This window comes from Paenibacillus sp. ICGEB2008, from assembly GCF_000307675.1.
Lineage (GTDB): Bacteria > Bacillota > Bacilli > Paenibacillales > Paenibacillaceae > Paenibacillus > Paenibacillus polymyxa.
Map to the genome: position 1 here is coordinate 186,096 of NZ_AMQU01000014.1, position 19,754 is coordinate 205,849.

The following is a 19,754-nucleotide window of genomic DNA, read 5'->3' on the forward strand; positions in this document are numbered from 1 at the left end:
CATGAAAAATGTTTTTCGAAACGTTGGACGTTACCTCAGACTGTACTGGAAATTTGTCCAGTTTTCCGTCATGTCGCAAATGGAATACCGCACTAATTTTATAAGTGCATGCCTGGTTGAAACCGCTTATTTGTTTATCAAGCTGCTATACGCATCGCTTCCATATCGCGCTGGGACGGACATTAACGGCTGGTCTCCCGATGCCATGCTCTTATATATCGGCGTGTTTACGATGATGAGCGGATTTTATAGTGGATTATTTTACAGTAATTTTACAAGCCTGCCTGACAAAATTCGGACTGGCTCACTGGACGTGCTCATGACCAAACCAGTATCGCTGCAATTTATGGTGACACTGCGTCAATTTGAACTGGGCTATACTGTGCCGAATGTCGTGGGCGGTGGAATCATGACAGGCATTGGCTGGTATCATCTGGGGTTGCCATTTGATGTGGAAACCGTGGGAGGATTCGCTGTGCTGCTCGGATGCGGAGTGCTTACGGCATACTCCGTGTTTTTGCTGCCCCAATTGCTGGCCTTCTGGATTATCCGCACGAACGGTGTTACAGAGCTGTCCAACAGCATTTTCGAGACAAACTACGTGCCGATGGCCGTATATAGTAACCTGATTCAGCGTATTGGCTTGTTTGTGCTTCCGGTGTTTGTCATCTGTAATTTTCCGCCCATGTTCATTCTCGGCAAAATGGAACCCGGTTTGATGCTATGGGCATTTCTCGCACCTCTCTGGCTGCTGGCGATTATCCGCTTGATATGGCAGTTTGCTCTACGTGATTATACGAGCGCGAGCCAGTAGGGCTACCGTGTAGTAGGTTCATAATGAAGCAGGAAAGGAAGCGAATCATATGAATGCGATACCGAACCAGCGTCATTTATATATGGGAACGTTCGAAGCGGAGGCTTACTGGCGAGATACCGAGCTAGCTTCCCTACCCGCCCTGTCTGACCGGGCTTCTTCGGCCATAGTAGCAGCTATGGATGAATTGCTTTTTAGCTTTTGCCAGCCGGGAGACGCCTTATTGACACGTTATGCCATTTCACCTGTGCACCGTCAGTATATCGCGCAGCTAGGCTTTCATCCGGCTGTAAACGAACGGGATTTGACTGACGGAATGGAACTGGCGGGCAATGTGTCGGCCGCATCCGTTTTTGAGCTACTGAGCAGTCGCAAGACGGATGCCGATGAAGGTTTTCCTCAGCTGGAGGGCTGTGTGCTTAGTCCATTTGCGGGGTTGCCGCATGTGGAGGAGGCCGCACGTGCTTGGGGAATTACATTGCATCAGCCACCGCTGGAAACCATTCGCAAGGTAAATGCCAAAACCTATTCCTCTGAGCTAAAACGCAATCTAGGTCTGCGCAATCCAGGCCATATTGTGACTTCGTTTGCGGATGTCGCTGAAGCAGGACGTAAACTGCTGCGGGATGGAAGCTTTTTAATCAAGGATGATTTTGGCGTATCGGGCAAAGGCAATCTACACATTACCTCGACACAAATGCTGGACCGGGTCGTATCGTATTTGCGTGGACAGGAGCGTAAAGGCAAACGGGTACTGTTCCTGCTGGAGCCTTTCCTGGAGAAAGAGCAGGATTTTTCATGCCAATTCACGATTAGCGATGATGGACGTGTCGACATTATATCTGTGCAATGGCTGGCTAATACTCAATTCGCCTATCGAGAATCCCTATCGCCAGACAAGGCTTTTATGGAACGTTTGGAACACGACGGCTATTTTAGCTTGATGCAGGACGTGGGGCAGCAATTGTATTGGGATGGATATTATGGCGATGTTTGTATTGACTCCATGACACTTCGCGGCGGGAAGCTGGAGCCCATTATCGAAATTAATGCCAGAAAGTCGATGAGTTTGATCAAGCATCAGCTCGATACCTATCTGGCCGGGAAAAATATGCATGGCACGCTGACGAATTATTCACTGTCTCATGATGGCAGTCTATCCTATGAGGAATTGCTGGAAGGGCTGAAAGATGAAGGATTGCTATTCACAGGTGAGCGTGAGGAAGGTGTCATGCCTCTGGGAGCCAATACGTTATATGTAAACACAGGTGGACGAGACGGTGAAAACAAGACTGTAGGTCATACAACCACGCCAAGCAGAAACACAACCGGGCGCGGAGGCAGATCATCTGCCAAGCAGGTTCGCGTAAGTGGGATTGGAGCCAGCGATGGCGGACCAGAAGGGAACGGCATGAGTCAGCCTGATTTGAATGGTAAACAAGAAGCTGACGGAAATGAACGGGCACGAGGCAAAGGCCGGCTTTATTTGGAACTGGTTGCTGCGAGCGATGAGGAAAAAATACGATTGACTACCAAGCTGGAGCGTTTTTTGGCAGAGCGACATTTTACAGTGCTGAATTAAACGGGAGGCGTATAAGCATGCGTAAGAGTACGGAGAAGCTTATGAAGGTAACGATTTTGTGTTCCGGTTTCGGATTGGGCTTTTATACCCCTGGCTTGCTGCTGCAAGCAGGTCTTCGCAGGCTGGGCATGGATACGGCGATCCATGTATTTGAAAATGTACTGCCAGAATCGGCCCGTCTCAAGGTCGACAAAAGTCGGAAAGCTTACCATGACAATTTTGCAGTGGCCTTAATGTCGCAAAAGGTTCCGCAGGATATGCGTCATTCACTGGACCCCGCAGCAATGGAAGTACTGCTGAACCAATGGATAGAAGAGGATCGGCGGTATTTTATATGCTTATCCGGTCATTGGATGTATGTACTGGAGGAGTATCGCAAGCGCAGAGAGCCGGAGTCGGTACATGTGGACATCGTGTATATGGATTCGACACCTTCTCCTTCTTGGAAAAATCTAGCCAAGCATCATCCGCATTTTGCTGATGGCTGTGGAGAAACGACCCTGTTTGAAAACGATAAAAATAGAGTCAGCCACTATATTGACATCCCGGCAGTGGAGCATATCCCTTTTGAAGCACGGCAATCCCGCTTATTCGTACATGGCGGCGGTTGGGGGATGGGCACCTACCGTGAGAAGGTTGGACGGTTGGAAGAAGCGGGCTGGGAACTGGATCTGCTGCTGTATGATCAGGATCAGCCAGATGAACAGCGGGACAGTATACGCTATTTTCGGATGGACCCGCAGTGGAGAACATGGCAACGAAATGAAGCCGGGGAGCATACATTTCCACCTTTCGGAGAGGTGAAAATGGGTGAGGAAACGGTGTATCAGGTCGGACCGGATTACCATTGCATGCTGGACCGAGCATGTCACGCCCAGGCCATTGTCAGCAAGCCCGGTGGCGGCAGCCTGACCGATTCGTTCGCTACAGCTACTCCGCTGATTATGCTGGAGCCGTTTGGTGTGCATGAGAAGCATAATGCGGATCTATGGGAACGTCTGGGGTTAGGCATGCGCTACGAGACGTGGATTGGAACCTATGGCGCCAGTGCTCAGATTCTGGAGGAAATGCATCGGAGGATCGTAGAGCTGCGCAGTCGGACGCCGCGTTATATAGAGTCCTATGTGAAGAGCATTCAAGTGCCATCAGGAATGGAGCAGGGATCATGAACGCGGCCGCGGCTGCGCAAGAACCTGCGATGCCAGATATTCGCTTTGGGATCATTGGCTGTTCTGCCATTGCCCCTCGTGCGTTGCTGGAACCGATCCGACATGTTGCAGGAGCACGCGTGACCGCGCTTGCGAACCGTACGGTTGCCAAGGCGGAAGAAATGGCAGAGCGTTATGGAGTCAATGTCGTTTATCAACATGCTGAGGATATGTTAAAAGACCCAGACATCGACGCTGTATATATTGCGCTCAGCAACGATTTACATGCTGAGTGGATTGGCAGAGCCTTACAAGCTCATAAGCACGTGCTGGTGGAAAAACCGTTATGCCTGCAGACGGCTGATCTGGCTCCCTTGGCAGCTATCGTCGACCAGAGCAACGCTTATCTGCTGGAGGGAGTCATGGTGCAGCATCATCCCTGGCAGCGTGAGCTGCGCAGAATCGTAGAATCGGGTTGCTATGGTCGCTTATGCTCCATAGAGACGAGTCTATGCATTCCAGCAAAAGAAGGGCATGCGGACAATTACCGATCCCGACCGGAGCAGGGCGGGGGCTGCTTTTGGGATTTGGGTGTGTACTGGCTCCAATTGCTTCAGGCCGTCGTTGGATTGGAGCAGGCGGAATTCCACAGTCAATCGGATTTCGATGGCCCCCATGGCTGTGACTGGACATTTCGTGCACAAGCCCGTTACCCAAGCGGACTAGAGGCATCTGCCCTCTTCTCATTTGAGCGACCTTATCGCTGTGCTCATGTACTGACCTTTGATTCGGCAGTAGTCACCTTAAAGGATTGCTTTCGGGCGAATTTAGGCTTTTATAAAATGACACTCAAGACGGAAATAAAGAAGGATATCGCGGTGAATATAACAGATACGGCAGCACAGTCCTTGTTATCACAGACATCCTCGCATAGCAAAACGGTTTTTGAGCCCATGAACTATTATGTCAATCAGTTGGATGCCTTCTGCAGCATCATCCGGGGTGAAACGGAGCCCATTCCATTTCATGAGGCTGCTGAACGCGTCAGACTGCTGGCAGCTATTCATCAAGCAGCACGCTCAGGCGAGGCGATCTATGCCATATGAGTATGATTGTGGTTTTCAATCGGTGAAATTCGAGTAATACCAAATACAGAGTATCCAAGCAAAGAAAGGAGGGATTCGGCAGATGGATCAAAAGGATCAAGTCTTACTGGAGCGATTCGGCGAGCATCCGACACCCTTTTATTATTATGATGGGGACGCGCTGCATGCTCACGTCAGCTCGTTGCTGGCCCGGTTACATCCGGCCGTGCGTGTACATTACGCGCTCAAGGCTAATGGTAACGTAGCCTTGGCTGGGTTGCTGCGCTCGTTAGGTTGCGGTGTGGAGATTGCCTCGGCTGGAGAAATGTTCGTCGCCATGGAGGCCGGGTATGCTGCGGAGGATGTGCTGTACGCTGGGCCGGGGAAAACGGTAGCCGAGCTGCGCGAGGCGATAGCCTGTGGGATCGGCTGCATCCATGTTGAATCGGTGAGAGAGCTACGTCTACTGGAGGACATTGCTGCCCAAACAGGCGTGTTTGTCAGAGCTGCGGTTCGAATCAATCCCGATAATGACCTGTCGGGAGCAACGATTAAAATGGGCGGTGTTCCGCGCCCTTTTGGAGTCGATGAAGGGCAGCTGGATCACTTTTTTAAGGTGCTGGAAGATTGCCCACACGTATATTTTCAAGGCATTCAAGTGTATACAGGTACGCAAATGCTGAAAGCGGATCAGATTTTAGCTTCATTTGCGAATACCTTGCAGTTGGCAGAACGGGTGCAGGCTCAGTACGGTGTGGCGATGCATACGGTCAATTTGGGCGGTGGGTTTGGTGTACCTTATTTTGCTCATGAACAGCCGCTCGATATGGATCACGTCATTGACGGACTCAATGCACTCGCGGAACAGACTCGATCCAGTATGCCCGGGGTTAGGCTGATCATTGAAAGCGGCAGGTATTTGGTCGCTCAATCAGGCATGTATGTCTGCCGGGCGTTGTATACCAAGGAATCCAAGGGAGAGAAGTTTGTCGTGGCTGATGGCGGCATGAATCACTACGTCTCAGCTACCTTTCGGGGACGCCGCTTAAGGGACAATTACCCGGTGCGAATTATGCGCAGACAAGTGGGAGAAGAGGTTTCCACGGCGCTGGAGACGGTAAGCATTGTCGGTCCGCTTTGTACACCCGAGGATTGTATTGTGAAAAAAGCAGAGCTGCCCCCGATTCGCGAAGGCGATTATATTGCTTTTCCGAACGCAGGAGCCTATGGATTAAGCTACAGCCCATTATATTTTTTGGGACATGCTACTCCGGCGGAACTGCTCGATTATCGCGGGGAAGTGCATGTCATTCGTGAACACGGTGATCGCACGGACCTGCTGCACCATCAGCGTATGATTGCGTTGCCTGAGGATGTGATGTAAGTATGTAAAAACGCCAAAATCATAGGAGTCGATATCCATCGGACCTGTGATTTGGCGTTTTTTACATTTTTAGCATTGTAGTATTGACTTAACGTGATTGGGAGCTGCGTATTTCCTGACGGACAAGCTGCCACACCATAAAGATCAGCACAAGAGCTTGTGGGACAAACGTTTCCCAAGTTGGATACATTCCCAACCAGCTAATGGATGGAAGCGAGGACGCAGTGTGTCCCGGCAGCTTGCCTGCCACCTGAAGCGAATGAATACTTTCGCCCAGAAATCGGAATACGAGATAGTAGATCAGTATAGTGGCGGTCAGGAAAAAGGCGCGAATTGGCAACCTTACACTGAACTTGATGATCGCAAATGCAAGTATGACCAGTATAACCGTTGCTGAGCCAATACCAATCAGCAATTGCGAGGTTTTAATGGCCGGAGCCATACCGATATAAAAAATAGCTGTCTCGGCTCCTTCACGTAGAATCGCGAGCGCAGAAACCGCAAAGAGTGACCATAGGCTGCCCCGTGCCAGCGCATTGCCCACGCTGTTTTCCACAAAGCGGTTCCACGCAGCAGCATTGGATTTGCTATGCAGCCAGTTACCGACCGTTAGCATCAGTACAACAGCTACCAGCCCGGTGACACCTTCCAGCAGCTCACGCATACTGCCCGATGCAGCAGCTGCCACCAGCGAGGTGAACAGCACCGCCAGTATTCCGCTTAGCACCAGTCCTGTACCAGCTCCTGCCCATATCCATCGTCCAGCCACAGCTTCGCCGCTTTTTTTGGCATACGCGAGCAGAGCTGCGAGCACGAGAATGGCCTCCATGCCCTCGCGCAGCAAAATCAGTGCGGCATCCCATGCAGTATAAGAACGTTCCTCGGTCAACGGACGGAGCCTGTCCAGCATCTGATCAAGAGTCTGCAAGGCTTTATCCATATTCGGTGGGGAAGACAGCAGATATCCAGAAGTCTCGGTCATTTGATTTTCAATCGCAGTGTAAGACGCCGGATCGGAAATTTGTACATGTCCTTCGACAGAAGGCCATATAGCGATAAACTGACCTACCTTGTCTGCGGCCTGCTCTGGCTGATTAGCTACAACATCTTGGCGTGCGGATTCGAGCAGGGTGACTGCATCGCCGAGGGAAGCTGTTGAACCATTCGCTGCTCCGGCAGCGGCATTGCCTGCATCTGCCCCTTGATCTGTGTTCACAAGTTTGCCCTGACTATAATCAGACAGCAGCGTCGTTAACTCCTGCATTTCCTTGAGAGCCTGTGCTTGACGTATGGGCTCTGCTTGCATAGAGATGCGAATAAGGCTGATTTTTGTTTCAAGTGAACTGTATACTGAAAAATGGTCCAGACGAATCGGGGTCTCCACCTGATACCAGGCTTTAACGATTCGGTCGTAATCCACCCGCGCAGCAGCCCAATCGCCTTTTTGCATGGCAGCCAGACTGCCCTTCGCCATAGGAAGCAGTTTTTCCGCTGCTTTAGCTCCGGCGGGAGCCGGTTGATCTCCTTCGGCAGCAGTCACAAACTCATTGACCGAGCGTGCCAGCACGGATAACGCAGCTTTCGCTGAATCCCCGCCGCCATGGGCAAGCGCCTCTTCTGCATCGGTCAGAGCTTGATCTACGGCCGCGATATGGGCTGAATCCCCGTCATTTGCTTTGACAGCTTCCCATAAACCACGGAATTCCTTTAGGTCCTTGGACGCTTCCGTCCATTGGTCTTGTCCCGCCTCCACCAGTGCTCCGCCGACCACAGGCATCAGCTGATCATTAGAGACAGCTTTAGCATTTGATTGTGCGAAAACGGCCGACCCATAGCCGGATATGAAGGGAGTTACTGTCAGCAGCAGAGCCGCCACCAGCACAAACACCCATCCCAAGCTTTTATTGCGCCGATTCATATAAATCCCCTTCCTTGCCTGCTGCTAAAATAACGTATCCCCGATGTAGCCGCCTTGCGACACACCTGGGAAGCAGGCGAACACCGCGCTGCCTTTGTGTACAATGTATTCGTTCAACTTGTCATTGCGTGCAAGCTTCTCCTGAATGTGAACGAACTGCTTGAACAGATCACGCTGGTAGCTGATGAACAGCAGTCCGGCATCGAGCTGTCCTGTTTGTTTGTCTAATCCGCTTGAATAGGAATAAGATCTCCGCAAAATATTAATGCTCCCGTTCCCATGAGCCAATGCCACATGAGAGGTAGGGGGCGTAAGCGGCTTGCCTTCAGGGCTTGTAGCCGCCAGATCCAGCTTGTCAAACTCTTTGCTTTTGCCCAGTGGGGCACCGCTGCTGCGATGGCGTCCAAAGGTATCCTCCTGGTCACCTAATGTTGAACGATCCCACACCTCTACTCGCATACGAATACGGCGTACAGCCATATAGCTGCCGTCGCCCATCCATGCTGGTCCGTCATTGGTCTGTGTCCACACCAGCCGATTCATCTCGTCTGCCTTGGACGTGTCCGGGTTTCCCGTGCCATCTTTGAAGCCGAGCAAATTGCGCGGTGTGCTGCCCGCAGGATCAGCTTGTGCCGTCCGCTGGAAACCTTCCTGCGTCCAACGGAGTACCGCCGTTCCTCTGGCGATACGCGCCAAATTACGCAGGGCATGGAAAGCTACCTGCAAGTCATTGGCACATACCTGCACTCCGATATCACCGCCGCACCATTGCTCTTCAAGAGCGTCTCCCTGAAAACGAGGCAACTCACGGAACCCGGCAGGCTTGAGCCCTGTCAGGCCATACCGTCCATCAAAAAAGGAGGGGCCCACCCCAAAAGTGATCGTCGTCCGGGACGGAGATAATCCCGCTGCCTCGCCCGTATCGGAAGGAGGGAGGTTGATATTTTCATTATCGGTGCCAAGCAGCACACCAGAAGTCATTGTAGCACTTGCTTCCGTCCAGGCCTTGAAGAGATTCCGCACCTGTTCCTTGTCGGGGGTTGTTAGATCGAAAGCGGCGAAACAGATAAAATCTTGTGCCGGGGTTACAATTCCCGCCTGATGTTTGCCGTAAAAAGGAACTACATCTTTGGTATCTGCCTCCGTCATCATGCTTTCGAGGCGTTGACTGGCTGACAGCACAGCGCCCACGCCCCCGCCGCCAAGCAGTAGACCTAATCCGCCTACCCCGGCCAGCTTCAATAGATCACGGCGTGATACAGATTTGCCTTTTCCTGATCGCTCATCATCCGCTGGCTGAGCATCCTTTTCTGTCAGATCAGACTGTTCATTACGGGATTCCGCATACTGCGACTTTTCTTGTCCTTTTTGCCGCTTAAAGCCTTTCATATCATTACACTCCTAACAATTTCCCCATTTGGGACAACGGTTCTGCCAAAGCATCAAGGTTCTGGCTTAGCTTTTTAATTTCTTCCGGTTTCAGTTTGGTATACGATACATAGCCTTCGCCGTCTTTGAAAGGAGCCAGCTCCTGCTGTAAGGCTGTAAAGCGCTCACCAATTTGTTTTTCCAACGCCGCGTCTTTTTGGTTCAGATCTGTTTTCAAAATGTCATAAATCTTTTGAGCACCTTCTACATTGGCCGCAAAGTCGTACAAGTCCGTATGAGAATAACGCTCCTCTTCACCCGTTACCTTCGAGGTAGATACTTCGTTCAGCAACTCGACTGCACCTGTTACCATCAAGCTGGCATCAATGTTAACTGTTTCTACTTTGGCACGCAGCAGCTTGGCATCACTCAGCAGGCGGTCGGAAAACTCATCCAATCCTTTGGTGGTGTTCTCTTCCCATAATGTTTTCTCAATACGGTGAAATCCGCGCCAATCTGCTGCATCCACATCACCGTCACGAGCGTCAATATTCGGGTCCAGATCGCCCAGTGCTTCCGCAATCGGTTCAATCCGTTCATAGTACATACGTGCTGGAGCATACAAAGCCTTGGCTTTATCCAGCTCGCCAGCTTTGACTGCGTTCGTGAATTCTTCTGTCTTTTTCACAAACGTATCGCATTGCTCGGTTGCATAGGTACGGTAAGCCGCAACCGCTTGATCAAAATTGGGAGCAGTCGCCGCAGGAGTCGTGGTCTGTGTTGTTGCTGCTGTATCTTTGGATGTTGCAGCAGGCTGCTGATGTCCGCAACCTGCAAACAGAATAGAAGAGACCAGCACTCCGGCCGGTACGGCATAACGTAGTTTCATAATCAATGAACACCCTTTCTGGCCAAACTGGCCCTGAACCATAGTCTGTAGCGCGATCTCTATAACGAATTATCATTTTTGATAATGATTATCAGTCGCATTTTTTCTTATCATAAGGCTGGCCTATATGCCTGTCAATACATATTTTAGACACAAAGTTCAACTTGTCATTAAAGCTACAAGTAAGGTGCCTATGCCCATTTTTATCCGCACATTGAACCATACCTGAGCACATGACATAAAATGTGTTGACTGTATCCCTTAACCTTGTTACACCACACAAAACCCGAGCAAGGAGGGGTGAAATTGACGAAGGGTAACGACCAGAAAAACAAGTTTTTGTTAACTCACCGTGAACGTGAAGTATTTGAACTGCTCGTGCAGGACAAAACAACGCGTGACATCGCCGGACAACTATTTATTAGTGAGAAGACGGTGCGTAACCATATTTCCAACGTAATGCAGAAACTGAACGTAAAAGGTCGTTCACAGGCGGTCGTAGAATTAATCAGGCTTGGCGAATTAAAAATCTGACCTCTCGTTCCTTGCGGGGTACAAAGTCTTCTCGATGATCCTTCAACAATGAAGGGTGGTCGGGAAGGCTTTTGTTTTGATCATGCTGAGGATATGACGAAAAAAACGATTAAACCGCTGAAATATGTGGGAATTTGTGTATAAGTGGTGTACTATATAGATAAGGAAGAAAATACCATGCGTTTTCCAATAAGTTATATGAATAATTGAGGTGGAAGCTGTACCACAAAGTTGTATTTAGATAGAAATGCATCTGGTGATAGTCTAAGAATGAAATACAAATTAGCATGACGACAGGATGGAAGTTGAATCGGGTTTTTGCTTAGGACTACCTGTGGTATATTCTTGATCGGAGGTGAACGATAAGACATATGACACCCAACCAACACTCAATGACTTACACGCTGAACAGCGGTATAAAGGGAACAGTCGACCTATCCAGTAAACAGGTGCAGGAATGGATTAAAGCATATCGAATCGGCAGCAAATTTGTAACAGTTGTGGGCAAACAATATTTTGGTTTAAACCCTGAGTTGGTAGCAGATTTCAAGGTACATAATGAATACTCGGAGCAGAGAGAACACATATCCATGATACAGCCTGTAATGGAACGTAAAGCTGTAGATCTGGACCCACTGGTAGAAGCGTATAGTCAGTATAAAACATTAATTCAGGTAGAATGTAAATGTGGTGCTTCCTACATAGAAGAATCACCTCATAAGAGAACCAAGTGGTCATGCAAGGAATGCAACAATATTGTGTTCCTGGATCGTAAAAAGGGCATGGTGGATACGAATACAGGCAAGGCCTGGTACATGACCAACAAATACTATGTAGAAAGACAAAGCAACTGACAGATTGTCAGTTGCTTTTCTAACAGACTCGCACGCGTCTTTATATGCTTTTCACCATATATTAAATCCATACTTGGAAATGCTACTATATCTTTTGCCAAATAATAAAATTGATGTTTTGTACGCTTTGTAGTACATTATCAAGTGTATTATAAGGAGGCTTCTCATGTACGGACATAGACAAGATGATACTTTATACATCATGACTTACACATTAAATAGTGGTATCAAGGGCACGGTGCCTTTGTCTAATCAACAGATACAGGAATGGCTTGAGTGTTACAGAATCGGCAAGAAATTTGTAACCGAGATTGGCAAAGAGTACTTTGGACTGCATGCGGAACTGGTGGCTGACTTTAAAGTGCACAATCAGTATTCAAGCTATCAGGAGGTCATTATCCCGATTCAACAGCCGGATACTGGCTTAAGAGAGCTGTCTCAAGCTTACAAATCAACAGAAACCTTAATTAAAGTAGATTGCAAATGTGGTACATCGTATGTAACAGAATCCCCTTTCAAGCGGACCAAGTGGTACTGCACCAAATGCCGGGAGATTGTTTTTCTCGACAACAAAAAGGGAATGGTTGATACTTCCAGAGGCAAGGCTCATTATATGACCAATAAGTATTTTGTGGAACGGGAAACAACTGGCGTTTAAGCCGGTTGTTTTTTTATTCGTAAGGTTTGTATACGTCCTGATTTTTTTAACCGATTGCGCTACAGTGAAAAAGGGGAAAGATAAACCTTAAAATAAACGATAGTCAGGGGGTGAACGTCATCCGGGAAAATCGTACGAATGGTGCAAGAAATCGCATGAGCACGAACAATGTGTACATAAACGAAACGCTTCATTTGGAACAAATCATAAGTGACCTGCGTGTGATGGGCTATGTGGCTTTTCATCATCAGCCGCAAATTGCAGGTGAGCCTCATGAGCTGGATGAGTTAAAAAAGCAATTACTGTTGTTTTTTCAACAGCACCATGTATTGTGGATTGAGCTTGATCCGCTAACGCAATATGTGGTGGTGAATAACATGGGGAAGGCCACCGTGCTGAAACTCATTGGCCGGAAAATAAATCCGCTACGTGATCGGAGAGCGAACGCTGCTTTGGCGGGGCAGCCACTGCATGAGCTGGATCGGGAGATAGAACGGCTGAATCGGCTGGTTCACCTGTTGCGCTACACTCGTTTTCCTTAAGCGACGGCATTAACGAAAAAAAGCATTCACGAGCATGCGTAATCACATGCTGTGAATGCTTTTTGGTATGTTATTTTTTACCACATAAGATGAGTAAATCTACGGTGACATACGGTAAATCTATTTCCTGCATTCGCTGCCAGTCTGCTTCCGTAGCTCCCCACGATAAGGGAGTCATATGGAGCAAAGGCTCCACAAGGTCGGCATTTAGCATAAAGCGATAGGTTACTCGTTCGGCGGATAAAAGATTAAAGCTATCTTTAAACCGGCTTAATATATTGTCATTTGAATAAGTTGGCTTTTTCTGTTCATACAAGCATCTCAATTCCTGAAGATAATATGGTTCGGGAATGACCTTTAGAATGCAGCCATCCTCCGAAAGAATCCTTTTAAATTCAGCATAATTGGAAGGGGATAAAATATTGAGTATACCGTCAAATTGTTGATTTGCAAATGGGCAATGAGCCAAATCGGCAACACACCAGAGAGCATGAGGATATGCTTTGGCTGCGGACACAATACCTTCTTTAGACAGGTCCATACCTACGCTTGTAAGCTCGGTGATTCCCTTCCAGGTAAGCTTATCCTGAATGTGGCTCGAAGGGGAACCTTCCCCGCAACCTGCATCCAGCAAGTACAGATGTGATTTTTGATCGTACAGGGGTTTCATAAACTTCATCATCGTGCAGCTTATGGCTTCATTTAAAGGATCAAAAAATCCGCTATTGCACATCATTCTTCTGGAGTTAAATAGTTGTTTATCATATTTGGTTTTATGGGATCGGGCGGATAAATGTAAATACCCGTGTTTTGAAAGATCATAGCAATGCTGATTCATACATAGGAGGCTTTTACCTTCCACCATACGCATGGGTTGAGAACATACAGGACAACTAAAAAGATGTTGATGCTTCCTGATCAGGCTAGCCTTCATCTCGTGTTTATTCCATTTGGACATAGAAAAGCACCTCGTTCATTCGTATTGGGTGAATGAAAAAAGGCACAGCCAAATAAACCCAACCCATTTTTCGAAAAAATGATTGAGTTTTCATGAACTGTACCTCACATTACCGTAAACGAATGAACTGAATAATCATATTGTGCAGCGCTCCTCTAAAAAAATAGAAAGGGCTTTCGCCCTCTCTATTGTAACTTAGCCATTAGAAGTTGTCATATGCTTACACAGATTTCAAAAACTCCACAATCGTCAGCAGACCCTTGTCGAAATTCTCCAAATTAAAATGCTCGTTTGGTGCATGCAGGTTTTCATCTGGCAAGCCGAAGCCCATCAATACAACTGGAGCACTCAGCACACGGGAGAAGGTTTCCACGATCGGAATGGAGCCTCCATCCTTGGTAAATAGGGCACGTACACCGTATACTTTCTCAAAGGCATCCGCTGCTGCTTGTAAAAACGCATGTGACGGGTCGATGTTAAAGGCGTTCGCCTTCTCACCTTGTTGAATATCCAGGGTAGCTCCTGCTTGAACGTGTGCGCGTAAATGGCGCTCGATTTTGTCCAGAATATCTTGCGGATTCTGATTAGCTACCAAGCGGCATGTGATTTTAGCGTGAGCTTCCTTCGGAATGACCGTTTTCGTACCTTCACCCTGGAAGCCGCCATATACGCCGTTCAGTTCCAGTGTAGGACGAGCCCCAACACGCTCGACGAAGCTAAACCCTTCTTCGCCATAGAGCGAATCAAGTGCAAGATCTTGTTGCAGCTTGCTCTCATTGAAGCCTTGCTTCGCGAATTCTTCTCTCATCTCTGCCGATAATGGAGCAACATCGTTGTAAAATCCTTCGACGCTAACGCGGCCTTTGTCATCATGCAGGGTTGCCAACAGGGACACCAGAGCATGCAGGGCATTCGGCACGCCGCCACCGAAGGAGCCGGAATGAAGATCCGTGTTCGCCGTGTGAATGGCGACTTCCAGTGAGCACAGTCCGCGCAAACCTGTGCAAATCGCAGGCTTCCCTTTTTCGATCAGAGAGGTGTCAGACACCAGTACAGCATCAGCTGCTAGGCGTTCAGCGCCAGTGTGCAAAAACTCAAGCAGGTTCGGACTGGACACTTCTTCCTCGCCTTCAATGCAAAACTTGATGTTCAGCGGCAATTTGCCTTCCTGCTTCAAAATGGCCTCAACCGCCTTAATGTGCAAGAAAACTTGCCCCTTATCGTCTGTCGCTCCGCGCGCATACAATTTTCCATCGCGAATGGATGGCTCAAACGGTGGCGTTTCCCACAGGTGAAGCGGGTCCACAGGTTGCACATCATAGTGTCCATACACAAGGATGGTTGGTTTGCCAGGTGCATGCAAATGGTCTGCGTACACTAACGGATGGCCTTTGGTTGGAATAATTTCAACGTTTTCCAAGCCTGCAGCAGTCAGTTTGGCCGCCAGCCATTCGGCTGCTTGATTAATGTCTTTTTTGTGCTCCGATAATGCGGAGATACTCGGAATGGACAGCCATTCCTGTAGTTCGCCCAGTTGTTGTTCTCTGGCTTTTTCAAAATATTCAGTATAACTCATAAACTATGTATCCTCCTTTTAAATGTAAATCGTGTTTATATTGCGCTATCCTCCGAACCGAGGTTGTGGACGATATGTCTAGTTTACTACGTTTTATGCTGAACGAAAAATAGGGAGAAAAAAAAACGATTCTGCCCGGGTCTGTACAGACCTGAGTAGAATCGCCTTTCATCATGAATAGGATGTACTTATGCTCGGATGTCCAGATGACCCCCAAGATGCGGTTGTACGCTTTTTTCCATCATCTGTACCAAAGCCTGTCCTTGTTCACTGGCCTGATCCTTAGCCATACCCAATACCTTCACACTTACGGCTTGAGCCAAGCTGGCCTGACTCATACCTGTGGATAATGCTGCGATATCCATGTTCCATCCTCCTTCATTTTGATAATTCGCTTTCTCTGTATTTATCGGTAGGAATGGTTATTTTGTTTCATCCAATTGGAATTGTGTCAGTAAATCTTGAAGCTGCTCTGCCAGACGGGTCAAATCTGCGGCAGACGAACCGATCTCTTCCATGGAGGCGAGCTGTTCCTCTGCGGCTGCGGACACGGTCTCTGTATGAGATGCTGCTTCTTCAGCAATACGTGTAATTTCCTCCATGCTGCTAACGACTTCATTCGTTCCATTGGCTACTCCCGCGGTAGAAGCGGCTACGTTATCGAGTTGCTTCGCTGATTTGGCTACTGCTCTACGGATGCGTGAGAAGGAGCGACCGGATAGATCAATGGAATTGATGCCTTCCGTTACGCGTTCCTTGGCAGATTCCATAGCGACCAGGGCTTCAGATACACCGCTCTGTATCCCTTGAATCTGTTCACGAATTTGCTGTGCGGAATAAGCTGAGTTTTCAGCCAGCTTGCGGACCTCTGTTGCTACGACAGCAAAACCTTTGCCATGCTCCCCAGCTCGTGCTGCTTCAATAGAAGCGTTCAGTGCAAGCAGATTCGTCTGGCTAGCAATTTCCGTAATGACGGTGACAATCGTCCCGATTCGTCCGGAACGGTCACTCAAAGCGCTGACAATCGTATCGAGCTCTTCCACGGTAGTGCGAATTCCATCGATGGAGATGACACTATTGCCGATATGCTCACTGCCTGCATCCGACGCCTGAATAGCTTGTGCGGAATAAGTGGTCATTTCTGCCATGGTGTCGGTCATAGCTGTAATGTCAGCAGACATGCCGCTAACTCGTTTCTGATTATCTTTAGCACTGTCTACCTGACGTTCGCTGCCGGCAGCGACATCTTGAATGGCTATGGTCACATGCTCGATGGCACGGGTCGTTTGTTCTGCACCTGCGGCAAGTTCTTGCGAGGATGCTGACAAATTACCTGTCATTGCTTGAATTTCTCTAATCATGTTACGCAGGTTATCCACCATTTGTTGGAAATATCTTGATAACTCGCCAATTTCATCTGTGCTGTTCGTAGCCACATTAATCGATAGATTACCTTGGCTGATAGCATCCATAGAATTACGCAATCTATGGATGGGTTTAAGGATACTGTTGATCAGCCACATTGCGAGCACACCAATGATGATGGCTGCAATGACCAACACTACGATTGTCGTGAGAAGAATAGGTTGGGCGGAGGCACGGGTTTCTGATTTGTCCATCGTTCCGGCAATTTTCCAGCCTGTCAACTCATTGGTTTTGAAAATCAGATGTTTAGCTACACCAGCGGCATTGTAATCGAAGCTACCCTCCTTGGAGTCAAACAATTGAGGCGTTTTTTCTCCCATTTCGGTACTCCCGCTGACTTCTGTCGGGTGAGTAACGATACGTTTGGTACTATCAAATATCACAATATAGCCATTTTGTCCGATTCTTAGCTTTGTGATTTCTTTTAAATTATTCAAATTCAGAGAAAGACCGAGAACACCGCTGTTGTCGGGAAGTGTACGTGAAATATACACAACGGGGACCTTGGCCGTATTGAGCCCGACAGGGCTGATTACGGTTTGACCGGGTTTCTCCATGGCCTGTTTATACCACGGACGCTCACGAGGATCGTTAGTGGAGCCTACGGCTTTGCCGATAATGAGTTTACCTTCGGGAGTTCCTACAAACATATCAACAACTTCCGCATGCATTTTCAAATACACTTGTAATCTTTTTAGAATGGCATCATCTGCTTCAGCACTGTTATCACTAGCTGTCAATGTTGTGGAGTAATATTCGAGATCGGCGAGTTTGGCTTGAATCGTTTGAGTAACTGCGCGATCAGATGCAGTAACGCTAGATGTCGCACTGTCCTGTAATTGGCGATCTGTCTGGTTATATGCTGCCTGATAAGAGAAAGAGCCCACAATGATACTAGGAACAAGCATGACCAGCAGGAATGCCGCTGTCAATTTCTTGCGTAGTGTTAATGTTTTCAGTCGTTTCAGTTGTTTCATCAAACCCCTGCTTTCTATCTATATATTCATTCTAAAGCTTATACCATATGTATTTACTATCGGTTTTTTCGAGCTGAATTGATAGATTTATTACTAATTTGTCCAATACGCCAAAGAATTGCTTGCATAGCATGGAGTATCATGCAACTTGGAGGGATAAGGTATGGGTTTTTTTCTGGATATGAGAAGCTCCACCAGTTCATCAAAAACAGGGGAGGGTCCCGATATTCAATTGGGTCCAGTACCAGAGCGATTCGGTATGATTAAGCTGCGAACCTTTCTTGTGCCGAGTCCGATTGTGACTTTTAGTGGTTCGATTGGCCTGATCGGTGAGCTTGGTGATACGTATACGGTGGAAATCGTACGTGGAGCCGACTATGATCCGAACGAGGTAGTCTACCGCGCCGAGGGGGTATTAGGCGTGACAGGATCTAATGAAACGCAAGCTTTTAATGCACAGGATCTGTCCGCTCCCTGGGCCATACAAACGGTATATTCTTCTTATATTTCGGGTGTATCGACCACTGTTCGCAATGGTCCTGAGGTATTTACGGGCATCGCTTCAACTCCGTTTTTGTAAAATATATCATACAAGCATTCTCCGGTTCAGAGCTCGCGCCTGAGTCATGGTTTTCCTATGATTAGGCGGCCGCGCTCCAAGCCTAGCAGCCACAGCCTGGGGCAGACATTTGCCGCAGGTTTGTGGCTGTCTGTGCCCTTACAACACCGAGAACATAAATGATCTGGTTGTTGTGATTACTTCATGGTGTGTACAACAGAGTTGATTTGCTTTTTCCGGCTGCTAATTTTTTAAAATTTCTCGCAAATACTGGGTCAACTCGTCTGCCGCTTTGGTATGGGCGAGGAGTCCAGGATGGCTGCGAGACCCTATCGTTTCTTCTGTCGTGTTCGGCAGTTGGAATACGGACACACTGCGATCCCTCGTTTTATTCTTGTACGCATCGACCGCCCGATAGATCGCTGACATCATCGGAGTACCAAGCATCCCATAGGCCCACACAATATGGGCAGTAGGATTGCAATTCCGAAGCTTGACAAGAAAGCGTTCGGTAGCGTTTTCAAAAGCATGTACATCTTCTTCATTAAATGTGCCATCCTCATTCAAACGTTGCTTATACACTTTCCCACTTACCGGGTCTGTCCATGCTGGAGAATAGAAGGCCCCACCGTCATTAGTCCCTAAGTTCACTACGACCACGTCTGGTTGCCAAGAGGTAAAATCATGATCGGCAAATGCTCCTAATGCTTCATTTCTCTCTCCGGTGAGCACACCGCATACCTGCTCATAATATGCCGGTATGTTCCCATGTGGATTGTTATCCCAGCTGGTTAGCACACCCCATCCGCTTTGTGAGAACACTCGGTAATCCGCATTCAGTGCCTCGGCTGTTATAGCTGTATAATTGCGTAGGGCTGTGAATAGCATAGGAACCCAGTCTGTCTCCTCCTTCGCTCCAATCGTTCCTTCTCCCGAAGTAATGCTGTCCCCGATAAACTCTACTTTGAGGGGCTTATCAGGGACCGGCAGCAATTCTCCGTCAACCTTCAGCGCATGAATTTGCAACAAGCAGCGCGGGTCCGAGCTCATAGGCTGGACATCCTTGACGATACGGACATTTTTGACCGTGTCAGAGTTCAACCCTCTCAAAAGACAGATCCAATGTCGCCCAGCGGTCACCATCAGGCGACTCATCGGGACACCATTGATGACAATACTGATCCAGGGCTCATATACCTGATAATCGGCTTCTATTTCAATCCATAGCTCTGAGCCTTTCATATTTAATTCAATGCCGCTGCCTGTCCAAAATAGAGTGAGAGGGGTGAGTGTTGGCGTAGTTCGACCATGAACCTTTACATGCTTTGTTTTTGCAATTGGATATGTCTTCAATCTCTTGTTATGTGACATATTCAACATCCTCCTCATGATCTCGAATGAATGCTAGTTTCTGTAATATTGTAAAAGAAGTGACAGAGAATCTCAATTCTATTTTTAAGTAAGTTTAGAGCAGCAATGGATA

The 19,754-nt window shown here is 48.1% G+C and carries 18 protein-coding genes and 1 pseudogene; 10 read left to right on the plus strand and 9 right to left on the minus strand.

Going from position 1 to position 19,754, the window contains the following annotated elements; genetic code table 11:
• The first annotated feature begins 1 nt into the window (after position 1).
• The 5 genes from C400_RS0114025 to C400_RS0114045 all read left to right on the plus strand — a co-directional run bounded on the left by C400_RS0114025 (position 2) and on the right by C400_RS0114045 (position 6,013).
• Positions 2-814, plus strand: a complete 813-nt coding sequence (locus tag C400_RS0114025) for an ABC transporter permease (RefSeq protein WP_017427353.1) — start codon at positions 2-4, stop codon at positions 812-814.
• Positions 815-863: 49 nt separating this feature from the next.
• Positions 864-2,396: a hypothetical protein gene (locus C400_RS0114030; RefSeq protein ID WP_017427354.1), complete on the plus strand. Its 1,533-nt coding sequence runs from the start codon at positions 864-866 to the stop codon at positions 2,394-2,396.
• 17 nt (positions 2,397-2,413) lie between these two features.
• A complete protein-coding gene (locus C400_RS0114035; protein WP_017427355.1) occupies positions 2,414-3,565 on the plus strand; it encodes a hypothetical protein in 1,152 nt (383 codons plus the stop codon).
• A complete protein-coding gene (locus tag C400_RS0114040; RefSeq protein WP_017427356.1) occupies positions 3,562-4,650 on the plus strand; it encodes a Gfo/Idh/MocA family protein in 1,089 nt (362 codons plus the stop codon). The genes C400_RS0114035 and C400_RS0114040 overlap by 4 nt, the downstream gene beginning before the upstream one ends.
• Positions 4,651-4,732: 82 nt before the next feature.
• A complete protein-coding gene (locus tag C400_RS0114045) occupies positions 4,733-6,013 on the plus strand; it encodes a type III PLP-dependent enzyme (RefSeq protein WP_016818506.1) in 1,281 nt (426 codons plus the stop codon).
• A gap of 88 nt (positions 6,014-6,101) precedes the next feature.
• Here C400_RS0114045 and C400_RS0114050 read toward each other — a convergent pair whose 3' ends face one another.
• Genes C400_RS0114050 through efeO form a run of 3 tightly spaced genes read right to left on the minus strand, consistent with a single transcriptional unit; the run spans position 6,102 to position 10,188 of the window.
• A complete protein-coding gene (locus C400_RS0114050; RefSeq protein ID WP_017427357.1) occupies positions 6,102-7,931 on the minus strand; it encodes an FTR1 family iron permease in 1,830 nt (609 codons plus the stop codon).
• Between the two features lie 24 nt (positions 7,932-7,955).
• Positions 7,956-9,320, minus strand: coding sequence for an iron uptake transporter deferrochelatase/peroxidase subunit (efeB, locus tag C400_RS0114055; protein ID WP_017427358.1), 1,365 nt, complete (start codon positions 9,318-9,320; stop codon positions 7,956-7,958).
• Between the two features lie 4 nt (positions 9,321-9,324).
• Positions 9,325-10,188 (minus strand): iron uptake system protein EfeO, encoded by an 864-nt coding sequence (gene efeO / locus C400_RS0114060; RefSeq protein ID WP_017427359.1) that lies wholly within the window; start codon positions 10,186-10,188, stop codon positions 9,325-9,327.
• 306 nt (positions 10,189-10,494) lie between these two features.
• On the opposite strand from efeO, the gene C400_RS0114065 reads away from it, so the two are divergent.
• The 4 genes from C400_RS0114065 to C400_RS0114080 all read left to right on the plus strand — a co-directional run bounded on the left by C400_RS0114065 (position 10,495) and on the right by C400_RS0114080 (position 12,776).
• Positions 10,495-10,722, plus strand: a complete 228-nt coding sequence (locus tag C400_RS0114065) for a helix-turn-helix domain-containing protein (protein WP_013372773.1) — start codon at positions 10,495-10,497, stop codon at positions 10,720-10,722.
• 371 nt (positions 10,723-11,093) lie between these two features.
• On the plus strand, positions 11,094-11,576 hold the full coding sequence (locus C400_RS0114070; RefSeq protein WP_016818510.1) for a hypothetical protein: 483 nt from the start codon (positions 11,094-11,096) through the stop codon (positions 11,574-11,576).
• A 166-nt stretch (positions 11,577-11,742) separates the two neighbouring features.
• The gene (locus C400_RS0114075; protein ID WP_013372771.1) at positions 11,743-12,234 is read left to right on the plus strand and encodes a hypothetical protein; all 492 of its coding nucleotides are present in this window, start codon (positions 11,743-11,745) and stop codon (positions 12,232-12,234) included.
• A gap of 155 nt (positions 12,235-12,389) precedes the next feature.
• The gene (locus C400_RS0114080; RefSeq protein WP_174821069.1) at positions 12,390-12,776 is read left to right on the plus strand and encodes a hypothetical protein; all 387 of its coding nucleotides are present in this window, start codon (positions 12,390-12,392) and stop codon (positions 12,774-12,776) included.
• A gap of 70 nt (positions 12,777-12,846) precedes the next feature.
• Here C400_RS0114080 and C400_RS0114085 read toward each other — a convergent pair whose 3' ends face one another.
• The 5 genes and pseudogenes from C400_RS0114085 to C400_RS0114100 form a co-directional block, all read right to left on the minus strand.
• Positions 12,847-13,458, minus strand: a complete 612-nt coding sequence (locus tag C400_RS0114085) for a methyltransferase domain-containing protein (protein WP_232795369.1) — start codon at positions 13,456-13,458, stop codon at positions 12,847-12,849.
• Between the two features lie 120 nt (positions 13,459-13,578).
• Positions 13,579-13,734 (minus strand): annotated as a pseudogene (locus C400_RS28590) (putative RNA methyltransferase); the annotation flags it as partial.
• A 220-nt stretch (positions 13,735-13,954) separates the two neighbouring features.
• Positions 13,955-15,310, minus strand: a complete 1,356-nt coding sequence (locus tag C400_RS0114090) for a dipeptidase (protein WP_017427362.1) — start codon at positions 15,308-15,310, stop codon at positions 13,955-13,957.
• 188 nt (positions 15,311-15,498) lie between these two features.
• A complete protein-coding gene (locus tag C400_RS26455; RefSeq protein ID WP_016818514.1) occupies positions 15,499-15,675 on the minus strand; it encodes a YjfB family protein in 177 nt (58 codons plus the stop codon).
• A gap of 57 nt (positions 15,676-15,732) precedes the next feature.
• Positions 15,733-17,712: a methyl-accepting chemotaxis protein gene (locus tag C400_RS0114100; protein ID WP_017427363.1), complete on the minus strand. Its 1,980-nt coding sequence runs from the start codon at positions 17,710-17,712 to the stop codon at positions 15,733-15,735.
• A 163-nt stretch (positions 17,713-17,875) separates the two neighbouring features.
• Between C400_RS0114100 and C400_RS0114105 the strand changes: the two genes are divergently transcribed.
• Entirely contained in the window at positions 17,876-18,292 is a 417-nt protein-coding gene (locus tag C400_RS0114105; protein ID WP_017427364.1) for a hypothetical protein, read from the plus strand.
• Positions 18,293-18,514: 222 nt separating this feature from the next.
• Here C400_RS0114105 and C400_RS0114110 read toward each other — a convergent pair whose 3' ends face one another.
• On the minus strand, positions 18,515-19,642 hold the full coding sequence (locus C400_RS0114110; protein WP_017427365.1) for an SGNH/GDSL hydrolase family protein: 1,128 nt from the start codon (positions 19,640-19,642) through the stop codon (positions 18,515-18,517).
• Positions 19,643-19,754: the final 112 nt, after the last annotated feature.